Annotated in this window: 15 protein-coding genes; 9 read left to right on the top strand and 6 right to left on the bottom strand. The window is 67.4% G+C overall.

Going from position 1 to position 20,028, the window contains the following annotated elements:
- Positions 1-88: 88 nt before the first annotated feature.
- Positions 89-1,684: a cytochrome c oxidase subunit I gene (gene ctaD / locus BM060_RS13345; protein WP_074980528.1), complete on the bottom strand. Its 1,596-nt coding sequence runs from the start codon at positions 1,682-1,684 to the stop codon at positions 89-91.
- Between the two features lie 13 nt (positions 1,685-1,697).
- Positions 1,698-2,822, bottom strand: coding sequence for a cytochrome c oxidase subunit II (coxB, locus tag BM060_RS13340; protein ID WP_074980527.1), 1,125 nt, complete (start codon positions 2,820-2,822; stop codon positions 1,698-1,700).
- Positions 2,823-3,194: 372 nt separating this feature from the next.
- On the opposite strand from coxB, the gene BM060_RS13330 reads away from it, so the two are divergent.
- Complete coding sequence (locus BM060_RS13330) at positions 3,195-3,833, top strand: hypothetical protein (RefSeq protein WP_074980526.1); 639 nt, start codon at positions 3,195-3,197, stop codon at positions 3,831-3,833.
- Positions 3,834-4,096: 263 nt separating this feature from the next.
- Here BM060_RS13330 and fusA read toward each other — a convergent pair whose 3' ends face one another.
- The 4 genes from fusA to BM060_RS13315 all read right to left on the bottom strand — a co-directional run bounded on the left by fusA (position 4,097) and on the right by BM060_RS13315 (position 9,160).
- On the bottom strand, positions 4,097-6,145 hold the full coding sequence (gene fusA / locus BM060_RS13325) for an elongation factor G (protein WP_074980525.1): 2,049 nt from the start codon (positions 6,143-6,145) through the stop codon (positions 4,097-4,099).
- A 307-nt stretch (positions 6,146-6,452) separates the two neighbouring features.
- Positions 6,453-6,755 (bottom strand): hypothetical protein, encoded by a 303-nt coding sequence (locus tag BM060_RS32430; RefSeq protein WP_135499883.1) that lies wholly within the window; start codon positions 6,753-6,755, stop codon positions 6,453-6,455.
- A gap of 167 nt (positions 6,756-6,922) precedes the next feature.
- Entirely contained in the window at positions 6,923-7,972 is a 1,050-nt protein-coding gene (locus tag BM060_RS13320; protein WP_074980524.1) for a threonine aldolase family protein, read from the bottom strand.
- A gap of 528 nt (positions 7,973-8,500) precedes the next feature.
- Positions 8,501-9,160: a hypothetical protein gene (locus tag BM060_RS13315; protein ID WP_074980523.1), complete on the bottom strand. Its 660-nt coding sequence runs from the start codon at positions 9,158-9,160 to the stop codon at positions 8,501-8,503.
- Between the two features lie 466 nt (positions 9,161-9,626).
- Between BM060_RS13315 and glyA the strand changes: the two genes are divergently transcribed.
- The 8 genes from glyA to BM060_RS13275 all read left to right on the top strand — a co-directional run bounded on the left by glyA (position 9,627) and on the right by BM060_RS13275 (position 20,028).
- Positions 9,627-10,880 (top strand): serine hydroxymethyltransferase, encoded by a 1,254-nt coding sequence (gene glyA, locus BM060_RS13310; protein WP_074980522.1) that lies wholly within the window; start codon positions 9,627-9,629, stop codon positions 10,878-10,880.
- A gap of 121 nt (positions 10,881-11,001) precedes the next feature.
- Complete coding sequence (locus BM060_RS13305; protein WP_009614658.1) at positions 11,002-12,252, top strand: sarcosine oxidase subunit beta; 1,251 nt, start codon at positions 11,002-11,004, stop codon at positions 12,250-12,252.
- Between the two features lie 13 nt (positions 12,253-12,265).
- Positions 12,266-12,589 carry a sarcosine oxidase subunit delta gene (locus BM060_RS13300; RefSeq protein WP_009614657.1) on the top strand — a complete coding sequence of 108 codons (324 nt, stop codon included), beginning with the start codon at positions 12,266-12,268 and terminating at the stop codon, positions 12,587-12,589.
- A gap of 2 nt (positions 12,590-12,591) precedes the next feature.
- Positions 12,592-15,612 carry a sarcosine oxidase subunit alpha gene (locus BM060_RS13295; protein WP_074980521.1) on the top strand — a complete coding sequence of 1,007 codons (3,021 nt, stop codon included), beginning with the start codon at positions 12,592-12,594 and terminating at the stop codon, positions 15,610-15,612.
- 95 nt (positions 15,613-15,707) lie between these two features.
- Positions 15,708-16,343 (top strand): sarcosine oxidase subunit gamma, encoded by a 636-nt coding sequence (locus tag BM060_RS13290; RefSeq protein ID WP_074980520.1) that lies wholly within the window; start codon positions 15,708-15,710, stop codon positions 16,341-16,343.
- 55 nt (positions 16,344-16,398) lie between these two features.
- The gene (gene purU, locus BM060_RS13285; RefSeq protein ID WP_074980519.1) at positions 16,399-17,256 is read left to right on the top strand and encodes a formyltetrahydrofolate deformylase; all 858 of its coding nucleotides are present in this window, start codon (positions 16,399-16,401) and stop codon (positions 17,254-17,256) included.
- A 357-nt stretch (positions 17,257-17,613) separates the two neighbouring features.
- Positions 17,614-18,813 carry a formaldehyde dehydrogenase, glutathione-independent gene (gene fdhA, locus BM060_RS13280; RefSeq protein WP_074980518.1) on the top strand — a complete coding sequence of 400 codons (1,200 nt, stop codon included), beginning with the start codon at positions 17,614-17,616 and terminating at the stop codon, positions 18,811-18,813.
- 642 nt (positions 18,814-19,455) lie between these two features.
- Positions 19,456-20,028, top strand: a complete 573-nt coding sequence (locus BM060_RS13275; protein WP_009614651.1) for a DUF1993 domain-containing protein — start codon at positions 19,456-19,458, stop codon at positions 20,026-20,028.

Below are 20,028 nucleotides of genomic sequence, written 5' to 3'. Positions count from 1 at the left end.
GGAGTTTCTCCTGTAGGAGCGAGCTTGCTCGCGAACCAGCCCCGCTGCGGAGTCGTTCGCGAGCAAGCTCGCTCCTACGAAGGGCGGTTCACTTCACTTCCGGCGGGGTGCTGAAGGTGTGGTAGGGCGCCGGCGAGGGCACCGTCCACTCCAGGCCTTCGGCGCCGTCCCAGGGCTTGGCCGGGGCCGGCTTGCCGCCGCGGATGGTCTTGATGACGATGAACAGGAACAGCAGCTGGGTGGTGCCGAACAGGAAGGCGCCGATCGACGAGACCATGTTGAAGTTGGCGAACTGCAGGTTGTAGTCCGGAATCCGCCGCGGCATGCCAGCCAGCCCCAGGAAGTGCATGGGGAAGAAGGCCATGTTCATGCCGATGAACGAGAGCCAGAAGTGCAGCTTGGCCAGGGTCTCGTCGTACATGTGCCCGGTCCACTTGGGTATCCAGTAGTACACCGAGGCGAAGATGCCGAAGATCGCCCCGGGCACCAGCACGTAGTGGAAGTGCGCCACCACGAAGTAGGTGTCCTGGTACTGGAAGTCCGCCGGGGCGATGGCCAGCATCAGCCCGGAGAAGCCGCCGATGGTGAAGAGGATGACGAAGGCCACGGCGAACAGCATCGGCGTCTCGAAGGTCAGCGAGCCCTGCCACATGGTCGAGGCCCAGTTGAACACCTTCACCCCGGTGGGCACGGCGATCAGCATGGTGGCGTACATGAAGAACAGTTCGCCCACCAGCGGGATGCCGACCACGAACATGTGGTGCGCCCAGACGATGAACGAGAGGAAGGCGATCGAGGCGGTGGCGTAGACCATCGAGGTGTAGCCGAACAGCGGCTTGCGGCTGAACGCCGGGATGATCGCGCTGACCGCGCCGAAGGCCGGCAGGATCATGATGTACACCTCGGGGTGGCCGAAGAACCAGAACACGTGCTGGAACAGCACCGGGTCGCCGCCGCCGGCCGCGCTGAAGAAGCTGGTGCCGAAGTGGATGTCCATCAGCATCATGGTCACGCAACCGGCCAGCACCGGCATCACCGCGATCAGCAGGAAGGCGGTGATCAGCCAGGTCCAGACGAACAGCGGCATCTTCATCAGCGTCATGCCCGGGGCGCGCAGGTTGAGGATGGTGGCGATCACGTTGATCGCGCCCATGATCGAGCTCATCCCCATCATGTGCAGGGCGAAGATGAAGAAGGTCACGCTGTGCGGGGCGAAGGTGGTGGACAGCGGGGCGTAGAAGGTCCAGCCGAAGTTGGGGCCGCCGCCGGGCATGAACAGGGTGCTGACCAGCAGGCCGAAGGCCGCCGGCAGCAGCCAGAAGCTGAAGTTGTTCATGCGCGGCAGGGCCATGTCCGGCGCGCCGATCATCAGCGGCACCATCCAGTTGGCCAGGCCGACGAAGGCCGGCATCACCGCGCCGAACACCATCACCAGGCCGTGCATGGTGGTCATCTGGTTGAAGAAGGCCGGCTCGACGATCTGCAGCCCCGGCTGGAACAGCTCGGCGCGGATCACCATGGCGAAGGAGCCGCCGAGGAGGAAGGCGCAGAAGCTGAACCACAGGTACAGGGTGCCGATGTCCTTGTGGTTGGTGGTCAGGACCCAGCGCATCAGGCCCTTGGCCGGGCCGTGGTGGTGCTCGCCGGCGTGCGAATGCTCGGGATGGTCGATCACAGCGCTCATCGCAGGCTCCTCGTTATTTTTGCTTCTGCTTGTAGGCCACCACGTCTTGCGGTGTGACCATGTCGCCGTCGTTGTTGCCCCAGCTGTTGCGCTCGAAGGTGATCACCGCGGCGATGTCCACTTCCGAGAGCTGCTTGCCGAAGGCCGCCATGGCCGTGCCCGGGACGCCGTTGAACACGGTTTCCAGGTGGTGCTCCTTGGGCCCGGTGACGATCTTCGAGCCCTTGAGCGCCGGGAACATCGGCGGCATGCCCTGGCCCTCGGGCTGGTGACAGGCGGCGCAGATGGTGTGGTAGACCTTGTCGCCGCGGGCGACGAGTTCTTCCTTGGTCCACTCCTTGCTGGTCAGCTCCTTGAGCTTGATCGCCTCTTCCTTGCGCTCGGCCAGCCACTTGTCGAAGTCCGGTTTGGACTTCACGTCGACGACGATGGGCATGAAGCCGTGGTCCTTGCCGCACAGCTCGGCGCACTGGCCACGGTAGATGCCGGGCTCGTCGACCTTGGTCCAGGCCTCGTTGACGAAGCCGGGGATGGCGTCGCGCTTGACCGCGAAGGCCGGCACCCACCAGGAGTGGATGACGTCGCTGGAGGTCACCAGGAAGCGCACCTTGACCCCGGCCGGCAGCACCAGCGGGTTGTCCACCTCAAGCAGGTAGTGCTCGTCCTTGGGGTCCTTGTTGTGGATCTGCTCCTGGCTGGTGGCCAGGTTGCTGAAGAACTCCACGTCCTGGCCCAGGTACTTGTACTGCCACTTCCACTGGTAGCCGGTGACCTGCACGTCCAGTTCCGGCTCGGTGGTGTCGTACATGTGGATGAGGGTGCGGGTGGCGGGAATGGCCATCACCACCAGAATCAGGAACGGCACCACGGTCCAGAGGATTTCCACCACGGTACTCTCGTGGAAATGCGCCGGCTGCTGGCCGGTGGAGCGGCGGTGGACGATCATCGACCAGAACATGGCACCGAAGACGATGATGCCGATGACCACACAGATCCAGAAAATGGTCATGTGCAGGTCGAACACGTTACGACTGACCTCGGTCGCCCCCGGGGTCATGTTCACCGTCCAGGCGGCGTGCGCCGGAGCGAACACGAGGAGCGACAGCAAGCCCATCCAGGTACGCGGATGTCGCAGCATTCGGGTTCCCCTTATCGTTGTTCTTATCCCGCCGGCAAATGCCAGCGGCCAAGGGAGCGACCGCCAAGACAGCAAACTTTGACCGCCGAGCCTCGGCACGTTCAAGGCAGGCCGGGTTCATCAGGTTCAGGTGTGTCGAATCGGAGTATAGCCAGGGGTTGCGACATAACAACGCAGCGCAAAAAACTCCTCCGCAATTGCGAAAGGTGCTCTCAAAGCCACGCCGCCTGCGGCTTTGCGCTACCATGGTGGCGGCTTGATATGCCCGAACCTCATAAAGGTTGCGTGATTATGACGATCGCGTCTTAGCTCGCCGACCCGCCCGGCTAAGGTCTTTCTTCACTTTCCAAATCGAGTTGTCTTGGAGTTGTCATGAATATCGCAGCACTGCGCGAACTGATTCAGCAGGCCCACCAGCTCGAGACGCGCAACGGGCACCTGGCGCGGCTCATCCACAGCCAGATGGCGGGCCTGCACCCGAGCATCAACCTGAGCGGCGACGATGCCGTCCAGGTGCTCACCCGCTTCGTCCACGCCTATATCGAGCAGGTCCCCGAGTTCCTCGAAGCCGCCACCAGCGTGGCGCGCAACGCCGGCATAGAGGAAAGGATCAAGCCGGTGCTGAAGGTCGCCGAGCACTTCTTCCTGACCCCGCCCGACCTGCTGGCCGGCCACGACGGCCTGGACGCGCTGCTCGACGAGGCCTACCTGGCGCACCGTCTGGTGGAGGAAGTGAACGACCGCTACATCGCCCACTTCGGCCAGCCGCTGATCCCGCTGGACACCACCGTGGCCAACCTGGTGGCGCACCAGCTGATCGGCGAACCCTTCGCCAACCAACTGGACGAGGCCGTGCACCACGCGGTGGACTCGATGCTCGACGACAGCGTCTTCGCCAGCCCGGCGGCGCAAGCCTACCGCGCCCGCCTGAGCGACCCGCAGACGGTCACCGCCTGGAAGCAGTGGCCGTGCCTGTCGCGGCGTTTCGGGGTGGAATTGCATCTGAATTGATGCGCCTGGGGCCCCTGTAGGAGCGGGCCCTGCCCGCGATTCGCGCGCAGGGCCCGCTCCTACGGTTCCAGGAAGCACGGCTTTCCGTAGGATGGCGTTGAGCGAAGCGATACCCATCAGCGCAACCGCATGGGTTTCGCAAGCTCACCCCATCCTACGAAGAGCACCTCGGCGCAAGACAGTTGCTCCTGCCATACCGGCGGGCACGGCTCGCTCCTACGAAGAGCGCTCCGGCGCTGCCGGCAAGACAGGACCCGGCCTCCTCAGTCTTCTTCCTGCACCGCCTTGTACCCACTGGCCAGGCGCTGCTGCACGTCCTGCGGCACGGGGTTGTAGTGGCTGGCCTCCAGGGTGAAGAAGCCCTGCCCGGCGGTGATCGCCTTCAGCCGGTTGGCGTAGCCCTCCAGTTCCGCCAGCGGCACCTGGCCGCGCACCAGGGTGGCGCGGGCCGACAGCGGTTCGGTGCCCAGCACCTGGCCGCGGCGCCCGGTGAGGTCGGCGGTGATGTCGCCCAGGCGCGCCTCCGGCGCCGTCACCGCGATGTTCACCACCGGCTCCAGCAGCATGCCGCCGGCGTTGCGCAGGGCGTCGAACATGGCCTTGCGCCCGGCGGCCTGGAAGGCGATGTCCTTGGAGTCCACCGAATGGCTCTTGCCGTCGAACACCGTGACCTTCACGTCCTCCACCGGGAAGCCGGCCAGGGGCCCGGCGGCCAGCGCCGCGCGCACGCCCTTTTCCACCGAGGGGATGAACTGCCCCGGGATCACCCCGCCCTTGATGGCGTCGACGAACTCGAAGCCGGCCCCGCGCGGCAAGGGCTCCACGCGCAGGAACACCTCGCCGAACTGGCCGGCGCCGCCGGTCTGCTTCTTGTGCCGGCAGTGCCCCTCGGCCGGGCGCGTGGCCGTCTCGCGGTAGGGCACGCTGGGCGCTCGGGTGTTCACTTCCAGCTTGTAGCTGCCGGTCAGGCGCTCCAGCAGGTAGCGCAGGTGCAGTTCGCCCATGCCGCGCAGCACGGTTTCCTGGGTGGAGGCGTTGTAGTCCAGGCGCACGCAGGGGTCCTCGGCCAGCAGGCGCTGCATCACTTCGGCCAGGCGCTGCTCGTCGCCGCGGCGGCCGGCCTCGATGGCCAGGCCCTGCATGGGCGTGGGGAAGTCCAGCGGCGCCAGGCGGATGTGGTCCTCGTCGTGGGAATCGTGCAGGACCACGTCGAACTCCAGCTCCTCGACCTTGGTCAGCGCGCCGAAATCGCCGGGGATCAGTTGCGGCACCTCCTCGTGGCGCTTGCCCTGCAGGCGCAGCAGGTGGCCGACCTTGAACGGTTTGCGGCCGTCCCCGGCGAACAGCTGCATGTCGCGGCGCACTGTGCCCTGGTGCACGCGGAACACCGCCAGGCGGCCGACGAAGGGGTCGATCACCACCTTGAACACATGGGCCAGCACGTGGGCTTCGGGGTCCGGCTGCGAGCGAAAGGGCCTGGCGCCGCCCTGCTCGTCCAGCCGCTCGAACAGCGGCGGGTTGCCTTCGGCAGGGTTGGGCGCCAGCCGCGCCAGCGCCGCCAGCAACTCGTCGACGCCGGCGCCGGTGCGCGCCGAGACGAAGCACAGGGGAATCAGGTGGCCTTCGCGCAGGGCCCGCTCGAAGGGCTCGTGCAGTTCCTCCGGCTGGATCGAGCCCTGCTCCAGGTAGCGCGCCATCAGCTCCTCGTCGACCTCCACGACCTGGTCGACCAGCGCCTGGTGCGCCTCCTCCACCGAGGAGAAGTCCGCCTCGCCGGCGGGCGCGAAGAAGCAGTCGGCCACCCGCGTCGCCCCGCCGGCCGGCAGGTTGAGCGGCAGCACTTCCTTGCCGAAGGCTTCACGCAGGTCGGCCAGCAGCGTCGGCAGGTCGACGCGTTCGGCGTCGATCTTGTTCACCACCAGCATCCGGCACAGCCCGCGCTCGGCGGCCCAGTCCATCATGCGGTGGGTGTTCAGCTCGATGCCGTTCTGCGCGTTGACCACCACCAGCGCGGTCTCCACCGCCGCCAGGGCCGGCAGCGCGTGGCCGATGAAGTCGGGCAGGCCGGGGGTATCGATGAGCTGGACGTGCGCGCCCTCGTGCTCGAAGTGCGCCAAGGCGGCGGACAGCGAGTGGTGGTAGTCACGCTCCAGCGGGTCGGCGTCGCACAGGGTGTCGCCGCGCTCCAGCGAGCCCATCGCGGGGATGGCGCCGCTGCGCTGCAGCAGGGCTTCGGCGAGCAGGGTCTTGCCGCTGTCGCCATGGCCGACCAGGGCGACCGTGCGGATCTGTTCGACCGAGTAGTTCGACATGGGGCACCTCCCAGGCAGGGTAACGGCAAGTATAGGTAGCACCTCGGGACTCTCTGGGCAAAAAACAGCCAGGCGCCACGAGCCCAGCGGGCATGCCTGCCGCAGCCGTTTCACCACAGCTTTTCCACAGCTTGCTGAAGACCGCTTCCACAGCCATTGTGGACAGTTCGGCAAACTCGTCGGGGATGCTGGCAGGCCTTGCGCCACGGGCCCTTCAGCACAACGCTGGCGATTTTTTGGGCAGTGCTGCGCAAGCCCCGGAACGCCTGTCCAGCAGCAGTTTATCCACAGCTTTGTCACAAGCCGTTCAACAGAAGCCGTGGACAGCCCGCGACGATTCGCCGCCGGTTTTTTCCGCAGCGCCCGGAGACAGGGCCATTGGCGAAAAAACCAGCAATGCCTGGCAGGCCCCGCCGCTTCGCTCGTACAGCCATTCACCGACAGCTTTTCCACAGCTTTCCAGTGCCTCGCTCCACAGCCATTGTGGGCAACTCGTCGGCCACCGGAGGGTCACGGCAAGTGCTTGAAAATCAAGGCGCGCAGCGGAAACAAGGTCAAAAAACGTACAGCCGCGCGCAGGCCCCGCCAGGCCTGGCGCGAAGGTATTCATTCACACTTTATCCACAGTGCGGCCAACAGATTCCGGGGGCAGAATCCAGCCCACCGAGCAAACGCCGAGCGCCCTGGCCCGGCCCAGCAGCCATGCGGCCGCCAACCGCCTGCACACAGCCCGGCCACAGGCTGCGCACAGGGTTTTCGACAGATTCGGTGGACAACTCAGGTGGCGGCGCCCATCACCTGGCGAATGTCCTGCGCCAGGGCCTCGACACGCTCCAGCTCGGTGTCCCAGGAGCACATGAAGCGCGCGCCGCCGGCGCCGATGAAGGTGTAGAAGCGCCAGCCGCGCTGGCGCAGGGCTTCCAGGGCCGGCTCGGACATCTGCAGGAACACCCCGTTGGCCTCCACCGGGAACATCAGCTGCACGCCCGGCACGTCGGCCACCCGCTGCGCCAGCAGGCGCGCGCACTGGTTGGCGTGGTTGGCGTAGTGCAGCCAGGCGTCGTCCTGCAGCACCCCGACCCAGGGCGCGGCGAGGAAGCGCATCTTCGAGGCCAGCTGGCCGGCCTGCTTGCAGCGGTAGTCGAAGCCTTCGGCCAGCTCGCGGTCGAAGAACAGGATGGCCTCGCCCACCGCCATGCCGTTCTTGGTGCCGCCGAAGCACAGCACCTCGACGCCGGCCTTCCAGGTCAGCTCCGCCGGGGTGGCGCCGAGGAAGGCGCAGGCGTTGGAGAAGCGCGCGCCGTCCATGTGCAGGTGCAGGCCCAGCTCGCGGCAGGTGGCGCTGAGCGCGCCCAGCTCGTCCGGGCGGTAGACGGTGCCGACCTCGGTGGCCTGGGTGAGGGTCACCACCCGCGGCTTGGGATAGTGGATGTCCTGGCGCTTCAGGGCGATTTCGCGAATAGCCGCGGGGGTCAGCTTGCCCTGCTCGTCGGTGCGCGCCAGCAGCAGCTTGGAGCCGTTGGAGAAGAACTCCGGGGCGCCGCACTCGTCGGTCTCGACGTGGGCGGTCTCGGCGCAGATCACGCTGTGGTAGCTCTGGCACAGGGCGGCCAGGGCCAGGGAGTTGGCGGCGGTGCCGTTGAAGGCGAAGAACACCTCGCAATCGGTCTCGAACAGCTCGCGGAAGTGGTCGGAGGCGCGCGCCGTCCACTGGTCGTCGCCGTAGGCCCGCTCATGGCCGCGGTTGGCCTCGGCCATGGCGGCCCAGGCTTCCGGGCAGATGCCGGAATAGTTGTCGCTGGCGAATTGCTGGGAAATGTCGAACATCGAAAGCTGCCTCGGGAAGAGAAGAGTCATCCACAGGCAGCGTAGCGAAATCGCAGCTTTTGTAGGAGCAACAGTCTTGCCGGCTACGCCGAGGCGCTTTTCGTAGGATGGGTTGAGCCTTGGCGAAACCCATGCGGCCGGGGTGATGGGTATCGCTTCGCTCAACGCCATCCTACGACGGCTCGCGATGGGGGCCGTTCGTGCCACCGAGGCGTCCGGCGTGGCCGGGAATCCAATCGCGGACAAAGTCCGCTCCTACGCCCGTGCTTTCCTGGAACCGTAGCAACTGTCTTTCAGGCTGCGCCGAGGTGCTCGTCGTAGGATGGGTTGAGCTTGCGAAACCCATGCGGTGGTGATGATGGGTATCGCTTCGCTCAACGCCATCCTACGGCGGTTCGCCGTGCCACCGAGGCGTCCGGCGTGGCCGGGGCCAATCGCGGACAAAGTCCGCTCCTACGCCCGTGCTTCCCTGTAACCGTAGGAGCGGACTCTGTCCGCGATTCGGCGGATAACGCCGGAGGCGGCCGGTCAGGGCAACGCCGTCAGCTTCATCTGCTCGACGATAGGCACGAACAACTGCCGCATGGACTGGGTGCTGCCGCCATTGGGCTTGTCCGGGCTGCTCAGTGTCAGCACGTAGCGCCCCTTGATCAGCCCGGTCAGGCTGGACTCACCCGCCTCGCCCTTGGCCGGGGCGACTACGCCCAGGGGATCGCCCATGCGGGTGGTGTCGATCACCGGCAGGTAATCCTCGCCACCGAACTTGTCGGCAGTGCCATTCTTGATCGCAGTCTCGCGAGTCTTGTTCAGCAAGGTCAGGCTGGAATGCGTCATGTCGCGCAGCTTGTCCTGCACGCCGCGGTAGGCGATGGCCTGCTCGCTATTGGCATCCTGGGCCGGCGCCGGCATGCCGGTGTCGATCAGGCTGATCTCCAGGTGGCGGCTGCCGTCGGCGGTGCCGTACACCAGCTTGGCGTCGTTGTAGCCGCATTCGCGGGAGATGAACGGGTAGCCGTATATTTCCTTGCTCGGCGGCAGGGCCTTTTCCAGCGGGTGGCCGGTGCAGCTGTCGGCCGGCGCCGCGGCGGCCGCGGCCTTCTCGGCCTTGGCCTTGTCGTCGCCACCGCCGCAGCCGTGGAGGGTCGCGCCGAGCATCAGGGCGCTGAGCAGGATCAGGGAGCGTTTCATGGCGTCCTCGGGTTTGACAGTGGCGGCATTCTAGCCGCGGGCGGCGCGGCGCGCAGCAGTGGCCCGGTGGCAGCCAGGTGCATTTTCAGCTCGGGAGCGGACATCTTTTCCCCGGCCGGCAGCCGCAAAGCGACGGCAGTCGGGGCAGCCTGCTTTTCTTGTTCTTCTGCGACATGCGCGGGGGGCGCCGCCGGGCCTCGGCTTGCACCCCTGTCGATGTCGCGCCGACGCCTTCGCGGCCGCCGCGGGCCCGGCGCAGACGAAGCAGGGACGGGCGGTGCAGCGCGCGGGTAGGTTTGGGCATTTTGACGTCGCAAACAGGCAAATGGGGGGGCTGGCTATTGCGCACAATCGATCGCAACTGGCTAATACCGACCCCTTCGCGCCGAGCCCCGCCAGGCTCCCGGCGCGGGCGGTCAGGGCAGCCTCCACCCACAAGCGACGCGCCTGTCGCACGGAGACCGCGATGTTCAGCAAGCATGACCAGATCCAGGGCTACGACGACGAACTCTTCGCCGCCATGACCGCCGAGGAAGAACGCCAGGAAGACCACCTGGAGCTGATCGCCTCGGAGAACTACACCAGCAAGCGCGTCATGCAGGCCCAGGGCAGCGGGCTGACCAACAAGTACGCCGAAGGCTACCCGGGCAAGCGCTACTACGGCGGCTGCGAGCACGTGGATAAAGTCGAGCAGCTGGCCATCGACCGCGCCAAGCAACTGTTCGGCGCCGACTACGCCAACGTCCAGCCGCACTCCGGCTCCTCGGCCAACTCGGCGGTGTACCTGGCGCTGCTCAACGCCGGCGACACCATCCTGGGCATGAGCCTGGCCCACGGCGGCCACCTGACCCACGGCGCCAAGGTCTCCTCCTCCGGCAAGCTGTACAACGCCGTGCAGTACGGCCTGGACACCGCCACCGGGCTGATCGACTACGACGAGGTCGAGCGCCTGGCCGTGGAGCACAAGCCGAAGATGATCGTCGCCGGCTTCTCCGCCTACTCCAAGACCCTCGACTTCCCGCGCTTCCGCGCCATCGCCGACAAGGTCGGGGCGCTGCTGTTCGTCGACATGGCCCACGTCGCCGGCCTGGTGGCCGCCGGCCTGTACCCGAACCCGCTGCCCTACGCCGACGTGGTCACCACCACCACCCACAAGACCCTGCGCGGCCCGCGCGGCGGCCTGATCCTGGCTCGCAGCAACGAGGAGATCGAGAAGAAGCTCAACTCCGCGGTGTTCCCCGGCGCCCAGGGCGGCCCGCTGATGCACGTGATCGCCGCCAAGGCGGTGTGCTTCAAGGAAGCGCTGGAGCCAGAGTTCAAGGACTACCAGGCCCAGGTGATCAAGAACGCCAAGGCCATGGCCGAAGTCTTCATCGACCGCGGCTACGACGTGGTCTCCGGCGGCACCGACAACCACCTGATGCTGATCAGCCTGGTCAAGCAGGGCCTGACCGGCAAGGAAGCCGACGCCGCCCTCGGCCGCGTCGGCATCACGGTGAACAAGAACGCCGTGCCCAACGACCCGCAGAGCCCGTTCGTCACCTCGGGCATCCGCGTCGGCACCCCGGCCATCACCAGCCGGGGCCTGAAGGAAGAACAGAGCCGCGAGCTGGCCGGCTGGATCTGCGACGTGCTCGACCACCTGGGCGACGCCGACGTCGAGGCCAAGGTGGCCACCCAGGTCGCCGGCCTGTGCGCCGACTTCCCGGTCTATCGTTGAGATTCCCGCGGCCCTTGCTCCGTAGGAGCGGGCCCTGCCCGCGAATGGCCGAAAGCATCGCGGGCAGGGCCCGCTCCTACAGGTAGAACGCCGCGACACGAGATTTTCAGGAGCACCCCACATGCAACGCTACTCCGGCTTCGGCCTGTTAAAGCACTCACTGAGCCACCACGAGAACTGGCAGCGCATGTGGCGCACGCCCACGCCCAAGCCGGTGTACGACGTGGTCATCGTCGGCGGCGGCGGCCACGGCCTGGCCACGGCCTACTACCTGGCCAAGGAACACGGCATCCGCAACATCGCGGTGGTGGAGAAGGGCTGGCTGGGCGGCGGCAACACCGCGCGCAACACCACCATCGTCCGCTCCAACTACCTGTGGGACGAGTCGGCGCAGCTCTACGAGCACGCCATGAAGCTGTGGGAAGGCCTGTCCCAGGACCTCAACTACAACGTCATGTTCTCCCAGCGCGGCGTCTACAACCTCTGCCACACCCTGCAGGACATGCGCGACGGCGAGCGCCGCGTCAGCGCCAACCGCCTCAACGGCGTGGACGGCGAGCTGCTGAACGCCCAGCAGGTGGCCGAGGAAATCCCCTACCTGAACTGCACCAAGAGCGCCCGCTACCCGATCATGGGCTCCACCGTGCAGCGCCGCGGCGGCGTGGCCCGCCACGACGCGGTGGCCTGGGGCTTCGCCCGCGCCGCCGACGCCCTGGGCGTGGACCTGATCCAGCAGACCGAGGTCATCGGCTTCCGCAAGCAGGACGGCGCGGTGATCGGCGTCGAGACCAACCGCGGCTTCATCGGCGCCAAGCGCGTCGGCGTGGTCACCGCGGGCAACTCCGGGCACATGGCCAAGCTCGCCGGCTTCCGCCTGCCGATCGAATCGCACCCGCTGCAGGCCCTGGTTTCCGAGCCGCTGAAGCCGATCATCGACAGCGTCATCATGTCCAACGCCGTGCACGGCTACATCAGCCAGTCGGACAAGGGCGACCTGGTCATCGGCGCCGGCATCGACGGCTACAACGGCTACGGCCAGCGCGGCTCCTATCCTGTGATCGAGCACACCCTGCAGGCCATCGTCGAGATGTTCCCGGTGCTCTCCCGCGTGCGCATGAACCGCCAGTGGGGCGGCATCGTCGACACCACCCCGGACGCCTGCCCGATCATCGGCAAGACGCCGGTGAAGAACCTGTTCTTCAACTGCGGTTGGGGCACCGGCGGCTTCAAGGCCACCCCAGGCTCCGGCAACGTCTTCGCCGCCACCCTGGCGACCGGCGAGCCGCACCCGCTGGCCGCTCCCTTCTCCATCGAACGTTTCCACTCCGGCGCGCTGATCGACGAGCACGGCGCGGCCGCCGTCGCACACTAAGAGGGCCTTCACCATGTTGCATATCTTCTGCCCCCACTGCGGCGAGCTGCGCTCCGAAGAGGAATTCCACGCCAAGGGCCAGGCGCACATCCCGCGCCCGCTGGACCCCGGCGCCTGCACCGACGAGGAGTGGGGCGACTACATGTTCTTCCGCGACAACCCGCGCGGCATCCACCACGAGCTGTGGGTGCACGCCGCCGGCTGCCGGCAGTACTTCAACGCCACCCGCCACACCGTGACCTACGAGATCCTCGAAACCTACAAGATCGGCGAGAAACCCAGCGTGACCAGCGCCGAGAAGAAACCCGCCGCCCAGCCCGCAGTCGCGAAGGCCTGAACATGAGCCAGATCAATCGCCTTTCCCGTGGCGGTCGCATCGACCGCAGCAAGCCGCTGACCTTCACCTTCAACGGCCAGCAATACCAGGGCTTCGCCGGCGACAGCCTGGCCGCCGCCCTGCTGGCCAACGGCGTCGACGTGGTCGGCCGCAGCTTCAAGTACTCCCGCGCCCGCGGCATAGTCGCGGCCGGCGCCGAGGAGCCCAACGCCATCCTGCAGATCGGCTCGCGCGAGGCCACCCAGGTGCCCAACGTGCGCGCCACCCAGCAGGCCCTGTACCCGGGCCTGGTGGCCAGCAGCACCAACGGCTGGCCGAACGTGCAGAACGACCTGATGGGCGTATTCGGCAAGGTCGGTGGCAAGATGATGCCCCCCGGCTTCTACTACAAGACCTTCATGTACCCGCAGTCCATGTGGCTGACGTACGAGAAGTACATACGCAAGGCCGCGGGCCTGGGCCGCGCGCCCACCGAGGTCGACCCGGACAGCTACGACTGGATGAACCGCCACTGCGACGTGCTGGTGGTCGGCGCCGGCCCCGCCGGCCTGGCCGCGGCCCTGGCCGCCGCGCGCACCGGCGCCCGGGTGATCCTGGCCGACGAGCAGGAAGAGTTCGGCGGCAGCCTGCTGGACACCCGCGAGACCCTCGACGGCAAGCCCGCCGCCGAATGGGTGGCGCAGGTGCTGGCCGAGCTGAAGTCGCTGCCGGAAGTCGTGCTGCTGCCGCGCGCCACGGTGAACGGCTACCACGACCACAACTTCCTCACCATCCACGAGCGCCTCACCGACCACCTGGGTGAGACCGCGCCGCTGGGCCAGGTCCGCCACCGCGTCCACCGCGTGCGCGCCAAGCGCGTGGTGCTCGCCGCCGGCGCCCACGAGCGGCCGCTGGTGTACGCCAACAACGACCTGCCGGGCAACATGCTGGCCGGCGCGGTCTCCACCTACGTGCGCCGCTACGGCGTGGCGCCGGGCAAGAAGCTGGTGCTCTCCACCAACAACGACTACGCCTACCGCGTGGCCCTGGACTGGCAGGAAGCCGGCCTGGAAGTGGTGGCCATCGCCGATGCCCGCGCCAACCCGCGCGGCGAGTGGGTGGAAGAAGCCCGCAAGCGCGGCATGCGCGTCATCACCGGCAGCGCGGTGATCGAAGCGCGCGGCAGCAAGCGCGTGAGCGGTGCGAAAATCGCCGCCATCGACCCCGTCCGCCTGAAGGTCACCGCCCCCGGCGACTGGCTGGACTGCGACCTGATCGCCAGCTCCGGCGGCTACAGCCCGGTGGTGCACCTGGCCTCGCACCTGGGCGGCAAGCCCGAGTGGCGCGAGGACATCCTCGCCTTCGTCCCTGGCGAGGGCCTGCAGAAGCGCATCTGCGCAGGCTCGGTGAACGGCGTGTTCCGCCTCGCCGACAACCTGCAGGACGGCTACAACGCCGGCACCCAGGCCGCCGAGGACGCCGGCTTCAAGGCCGTCGCAGGCGAGCTGCCGAAGGCTTCCGAGCGTGTCGAGGAGCCGACCGTGGCGCTGTTCCAGGTGCCCCACGAGAAGCCCACTTCCCGTGCGCCCAAGCAGTTCGTCGACCCGCAGAACGACGTCACCGCCGCGGCCATCGAGCTGGCCTGCCGCGAGGGCTTCGAGTCCATCGAGCACGTCAAGCGCTACACCGCGCTGGGCTTCGGCACCGACCAGGGCAAGCTGGGCAACATCAACGGCCTGGCCATCGCCGCCCGCGCCCAAGGCAAGAGCATCGCCGAGACCGGCACCACCATGTTCCGCCCGAACTACACCCCGGTGACCTTCGGCGCCGTGGCCGGCCGCCACTGCGGCCACCTGTTCGAGCCGGTGCGCTTCACCGCCCTGCACGCCTGGCACGTGAAGAACGGCGCCGAGTTCGAGGACGTCGGCCAGTGGAAGCGCCCCTGGTACTTCCCGAAAGCCGGCGAGGACATGCACGCCGCCGTGGCCCGTGAATGCCGCGCGGTGCGCGAATCGGTGGGCCTGCTGGACGCCTCCACCCTGGGCAAGATCGACATCCAGGGCCCGGACGCCCGCGAGTTCCTCAACCGCGTCTACACCAACGCATGGACCAAGCTGGACGTGGGCAAGGCCCGCTACGGCCTGATGTGCAAGGAAGACGGCATGGTCTTCGACGACGGCGTGACCGCGTGCCTGGCGGACAACCACTTCGTCATGACCACCACCACCGGCGGCGCCGCCCGCGTGCTGGAGTGGCTGGAGCTGTACCACCAGACCGAATGGCCGGAGCTGAAGGTGTACTTCACCTCGGTCACCGACCACTGGGCCACCCTGACCCTGTCCGGCCCCAACAGCCGCAAGCTGCTGGCCGAGGTCACCGACATCGACCTGGACAAGGACGCCTTCCCCTTCATGACCTGGAAGGAAGGCAAGGTGGCCGGCGTGCCGGCGCGGGTGTTCCGCATCTCCTTCACCGGCGAGCTCTCCTACGAGGTGAACATCCAGGCCAACTACGCCATGGGCGTGCTGGAAGCCATCGTCGAGGCCGGCAAGAAGTACGACCTGACCCCGTACGGCACCGAGACCATGCACGTGCTGCGCGCCGAGAAGGGCTTCATCATCGTCGGCCAGGACACCGACGCCTCGGTGACCCCGGACGACCTCAACATGGGTTGGGCCGTGGGCCGCACCAAGCCCTTCTCGTGGATCGGCTGGCGCGGCATGAACCGCGCCGACTGCCTGCGCGAAGACCGCAAGCAGCTGGTCGGCCTCAAGCCCACCAACCCCATGGACGTGCTGCCCGAAGGCGCCCAGTTGGTGTTCACCACCCAGCAGTCGATCCCGATGAACATGGTCGGCCACGTCACCTCCAGCTACATGAGCAGCAGCCTCGGCTACGGCTTCGCCCTGGCGGTGGTCAAGGGCGGCTTGAAGCGCATGGGCGAGAAGGTCTACGCGCCCCTGGTCGACGGCCGGGTGATCGAGGCGGAAATCTGCAGCTCGGTGTTCTACGACCCGAAAGGCGAACGGCAGAATGTGGATTAAGAGCAGCTGCAAGCGGTAAGCGAAGGCCGAGCCCTCCTCCGACGGGGGGAGGGTGAGAGGATTCCAGGGCGCACGGCGCCCCAAGGTGAATACGAATGAGCAAGGCAAACCTCTACCAGCAATGCCCCGAAGCCGGGGTGAAAGTCGAGACCCCGCTGCACCACGCCGAGCTGGACAAGCTCGCTGGCCGCAGCGTCGCCAACGCCGGCATCACCCTGCGCGAGAAAAAGCTGCTGGGCCACCTGACCCTGCGCGGCAGCGCCCATGACGCGGCCTTCGCCGAAGGCGTGCACAAGGCCCTGGGCCTGGAGCTGCCGGTGGCCCTGACCCTGGTGGCCAAGGGCGAGGTCTCGCTGCAGTGGCTGGGCCCGGACGAGTGGCTGCTGATCGTCCCCGGCGGCGAGGAATTCACTGTTGAGAAGAAGCTGCGCGAAACCCTCGGCGAAGACCTGCACTACTCGGTGGTCAACGTCGGCGGCGGGCAGACCCTGCTGGAACTGTCCGGGCCGAAGGTGCGCGAGCTGCTGATGAAGTCCACCAGCTACGACGTGCACCCGAGCAACTTCCCGGTGGGCAAGGCGGTGGGCAGCATCTTCGCCAAGTCCCAGTGCGTGATCCGCCACACCGGCGAAGACACCTGGGAACTGGTGGTGCGCCGCAGCTTCGCCGACTACTTCTGGCTGTGGCTGCAGGACGCCAGCGCCGAGTACGGCCTGCAGATCGCCGCCTGATCCCGGCGGGCGGGCCATCCGGCCCGCCCTCCCGCGTCGCCACCGGAGCCACGTCATGAGCCGCACCCCCGATACCTGGATCCTCACCGCCGACAGCCCGAGCCTGCTCGGCACCGTCGACGTGGTGACGCGCTACCTGTTCGAACAGCAGTGCTACGTCACCGAGCACCACTCCTTCGACGACCGCCTGGCCCAGCGCTTCTTCATCCGCGTGGAGTTCCGCGCCCCGGCCGGCTTCGACGAGGCGGCCTTCCGCGCCAGCCTGGCCGAGCGCGTCGAGCCCTTCCAGATGAAGACCGAACTGACCTCGCCGGGCTACCGCAGCAAGGTGGTGATCATGGTCTCCAAGGCCGACCACTGCCTGAACGACCTGCTCTACCGCCAGCGCATCGGCCAGCTGCCGATGGACGTGGTGGCGGTGGTCTCCAACCACCCGGACCTGGAGCCCCTGGCGCGCTGGCACGGCATCCCCTACCACCACTTCGCCCTCGACCCGCAGGACAAGGCCGCCCAGGAAGCCAAGGTGTGGCAGGTGATCGAGCAAAGCGGCGCGGAACTGGTGATCCTCGCCCGCTACATGCAGGTGCTCTCCCCCGAGCTGTGCCGCAGGCTGGACGGCTGGGCGATCAACATCCACCACTCGCTGCTGCCCGGCTTCAAGGGCGCCAAGCCCTACCACCAGGCGTACCAGAAGGGCGTCAAGCTGGTCGGCGCCACCGCCCACTACATCAACAACGACCTCGACGAGGGCCCGATCATCGCCCAGGGCGTCGAGGCCGTGGACCACGCCCACTATCCCGAGGACCTGATCGCCAAGGGCCGCGACGTCGAATGTCTGACGTTGGCGCGGGCCGTTGGTTATCACATTGAGCGGAGGGTTTTCCTCAACGCGAATCGGACGGTGGTGCTTTAAAGAGCCGCTGGAGGCTGGAAGCCGGAAGCTAAAGGAAAAAGCCGGAGCCCAAGCCCCGCTCAGGACGGCCCCTCTCCCTTCGGAGCGGGGCGCGCAGCCAGGGTTGGGGAGAGGGGCTCTTGGAGGCTCCCCCCGAAAGCCACTGGGTTCCCGCGTTCGCGGGAATGACGAAAAGGGGAATCACCACCCTCCCCCGTCATCCCCGCGGACGCGGGGGACCAGCAACAGGCAACACCGACAGACCCGCCGGCTGCCAGCAGTACCCCGGCCCTGTCGCGCAACAGACGACATCCCAGTGCAAAGCCGCGTGGCCGCCGCGCCGCGCATTTGTACCCACAACGACAAAGAGGAATGCGTATGTCTGGCAATCGTGGTGTGGTTTATCTCGGCCCAGGTAAGGTCGAAGTTCAGAACATCCCCTATCCCAAGATGCAGGACCCGCAAGGCCGGCAGATCGACCACGGGGTGATCCTGCGGGTGGTCTCCACCAACATCTGCGGCTCCGACCAGCACATGGTGCGCGGCCGCACCACCGCGCCCACCGGCCTGGTGCTGGGCCACGAGATCACCGGCGAGGTGGTGGAGATCGGCCGCGGCGTGGAAACCATGAAGATCGGCGACCTGGTCTCGGTGCCCTTCAACGTCGCCTGCGGCCACTGCCGCACCTGCAAGGAGCAGCACACCGGCGTCTGCCTGACGGTCAACCCGGCCCGCGCCGGCGGCGCCTACGGCTACGTCGACATGGGCGGCTGGGTCGGCGGCCAGGCCGAATACGTGCTGGTGCCCTACGCCGACTTCAACCTGCTGAAGCTGCCGGACCGCGAGAAGGCCATGGAGAAGATCCGCGACCTGACCTGCCTGTCCGACATCCTGCCCACCGGCTACCACGGCGCGGTCACCGCCGGCGTCGGCCCGGGCAGCAGCGTGTACATCGCCGGCGCAGGTCCCGTCGGCCTGGCGGCTGCGGCTTCTGCCCGCCTGCTGGGCGCCGCGGTGGTGATCATCGGCGACGTCAACCCGACCCGCCTGGCCCACGCCAAGGCCCAGGGCTTCGAGATCGCCGACCTGTCCAAGGACACCCCGCTGCACGAGCAGATCGCCGACCTGCTGGGCGAGCCGGAAGTGGACTGCGCGGTCGACGCGGTGGGCTTCGAGGCCCGCGGCCACGGCCATTCCGGTTCGCAGCACGAGGCCCCGGCCACCGTGCTCAACTCGCTGATGGGCATCACCCGGGTGGCCGGCCAGATCGGCATCCCGGGCCTGTACGTCACCGAGGACCCGGGCGCGGTGGACGACGCCGCCAAGCACGGCGCGCTGAGCATCCGCTTCGGCCTGGGCTGGGCCAAGTCGCACAGCTTCCACACCGGCCAGACCCCGGTGATGAAGTACAACCGCCAGCTGATGCAGGCGATCATGTGGGACCGCATCAAGATCGCCGACATCGTCGGGGTGGAAGTCATCACCCTGGACGAAGCGCCCAAGGGCTACGGCGAGTTCGATGCCGGCGTGCCGAAGAAATTCGTCATCGACCCGCACAACCTGTTCCGCGCCGCCTGAGGCCGGCCAGCGCTCCAACCGCGGCGTCCCCGCCGCGGTTTCTCTCCAGGGGAGCCTTCGGGCTCCCTCTTTTTTTTGCGCGGCATTCCCCTGTAGGAGCGGGCCCTGCGCGCGAATCGCGGGCAGGGCCCGCTCCTACGGTAAACATGACGCCCCGTGCCTCAACGGCCCCTCACCCTAGCCCTCTCCCGGAGGGAGAGGGGATCGTTCGGCGTGTGCGGGGAAGGTTGGAGTCAGCCGGAGACAAAGGACTCCGCGCCGCATGCTCTTCGTAGGAGCGAGCTTGCTCGCGAACCGCATGGCAACGCGTTTGTTCGCGAGCAAGGCCCTGCCGGCGCAATCGCGGATAAATCCGCTCCTACAGGGAGACTCCGTGCCTCAACGGCCCCTCACCCTAACCCTCTCCCGGAGGGAGAGGGAGCCGTTCGGCGTGTGCGGGGAGGCTGGGGTCAGCCGGAGACAAAGGACCCACAGCCGGTACGCGCCACGTGCTCTTGGTAGAAAAGCCGTGCTTCCCTGGAGGTGTAGGAGCGGACTCCGTCCGCGATATCCACAGCAGGCCGAGTACGACAGGGACTTCATGGCGCGGCACGGCCGGCGAGCCCGGACTAAGCTGACGGCTCCCCTTTCCCGGAGCCCGCCATGTCGCTGACCAGCCTTCTCGTCCCCTCGTTCACCCACATGCTCACGAACCTCTCGCAATGGCTCGACAAGGCCGCCGCCCATGAAAGCGCTGCCGGCAACGACGTCGACGAACTGATGGCGCAACGCCTGGCGCCGGACATGTACCCGCTGGCCGCGCAGGTGCGCTTCGCCTGCTTCCAGGCGCTGGAGCCGACCTACCGCCTACGCGGCCTGGCCGTTCCGCAGGCGTGGCTGCAGGTGCGCAACGACGGCTGGGCGTCGAACGAGCGGCCGGGCACCCTGGCCGAGGCCCGGGCCTGCATCGCCGAAGCGCTGGCGGCGCTCGCCGATCTGCCCGGCGACGCGCTCGATGGCCGGCCCGAGGCGCCGATCGCGCTCGACCTGCCCAACGGCATCATCTTCGACATGGACAGCCAGCAGTACGCCCGCGACTGGTCGTTCCCGCAGTTCTATTTCCACTGCATCACCGCCTACGCCATCCTGCGCAGCCTGGGCGTCGAACTGGGCAAGGCCGACTACGTCGCGCACGTGCTGACTTACCTGCGCCCGGGCACGCTGCCGCAGGCTTGA

Origin of the sequence: Pseudomonas citronellolis (genome assembly GCF_900112375.1) — a bacterium.
In the GTDB taxonomy this organism is placed as follows: Bacteria; Pseudomonadota; Gammaproteobacteria; order Pseudomonadales; family Pseudomonadaceae; genus Pseudomonas; species Pseudomonas citronellolis.
Note: the sequence above shows the minus strand (reverse complement) of the source record. Positions and strands in the feature narration are given on the sequence as shown.

Bases quoted from the DNA above. Each gene is read 5' to 3' on its own strand.
- ctaD (WP_074980528.1), bottom strand. From the start codon at position 1,684: ATGAGCGCTGTGATCGACCATCCCGAGCATTCGCACGCCGGCGAGCAC.
- coxB (WP_074980527.1), bottom strand. From the start codon at position 2,822: ATGCTGCGACATCCGCGTACCTGGATGGGCTTGCTGTCGCTCCTCGTG.
- BM060_RS13330 (WP_074980526.1), top strand. From the start codon at position 3,195: ATGAATATCGCAGCACTGCGCGAACTGATTCAGCAGGCCCACCAGCTC.
- fusA (WP_074980525.1), bottom strand. From the start codon at position 6,145: ATGTCGAACTACTCGGTCGAACAGATCCGCACGGTCGCCCTGGTCGGC.
- BM060_RS32430 (WP_135499883.1), bottom strand. From the start codon at position 6,755: ATGAATACCTTCGCGCCAGGCCTGGCGGGGCCTGCGCGCGGCTGTACG.
- BM060_RS13320 (WP_074980524.1), bottom strand. From the start codon at position 7,972: ATGTTCGACATTTCCCAGCAATTCGCCAGCGACAACTATTCCGGCATC.
- BM060_RS13315 (WP_074980523.1), bottom strand. From the start codon at position 9,160: ATGAAACGCTCCCTGATCCTGCTCAGCGCCCTGATGCTCGGCGCGACC.
- glyA (WP_074980522.1), top strand. From the start codon at position 9,627: ATGTTCAGCAAGCATGACCAGATCCAGGGCTACGACGACGAACTCTTC.
- BM060_RS13305 (WP_009614658.1), top strand. From the start codon at position 11,002: ATGCAACGCTACTCCGGCTTCGGCCTGTTAAAGCACTCACTGAGCCAC.
- BM060_RS13300 (WP_009614657.1), top strand. From the start codon at position 12,266: ATGTTGCATATCTTCTGCCCCCACTGCGGCGAGCTGCGCTCCGAAGAG.
- BM060_RS13295 (WP_074980521.1), top strand. From the start codon at position 12,592: ATGAGCCAGATCAATCGCCTTTCCCGTGGCGGTCGCATCGACCGCAGC.
- BM060_RS13290 (WP_074980520.1), top strand. From the start codon at position 15,708: ATGAGCAAGGCAAACCTCTACCAGCAATGCCCCGAAGCCGGGGTGAAA.
- purU (WP_074980519.1), top strand. From the start codon at position 16,399: ATGAGCCGCACCCCCGATACCTGGATCCTCACCGCCGACAGCCCGAGC.
- fdhA (WP_074980518.1), top strand. From the start codon at position 17,614: ATGTCTGGCAATCGTGGTGTGGTTTATCTCGGCCCAGGTAAGGTCGAA.
- BM060_RS13275 (WP_009614651.1), top strand. From the start codon at position 19,456: ATGTCGCTGACCAGCCTTCTCGTCCCCTCGTTCACCCACATGCTCACG.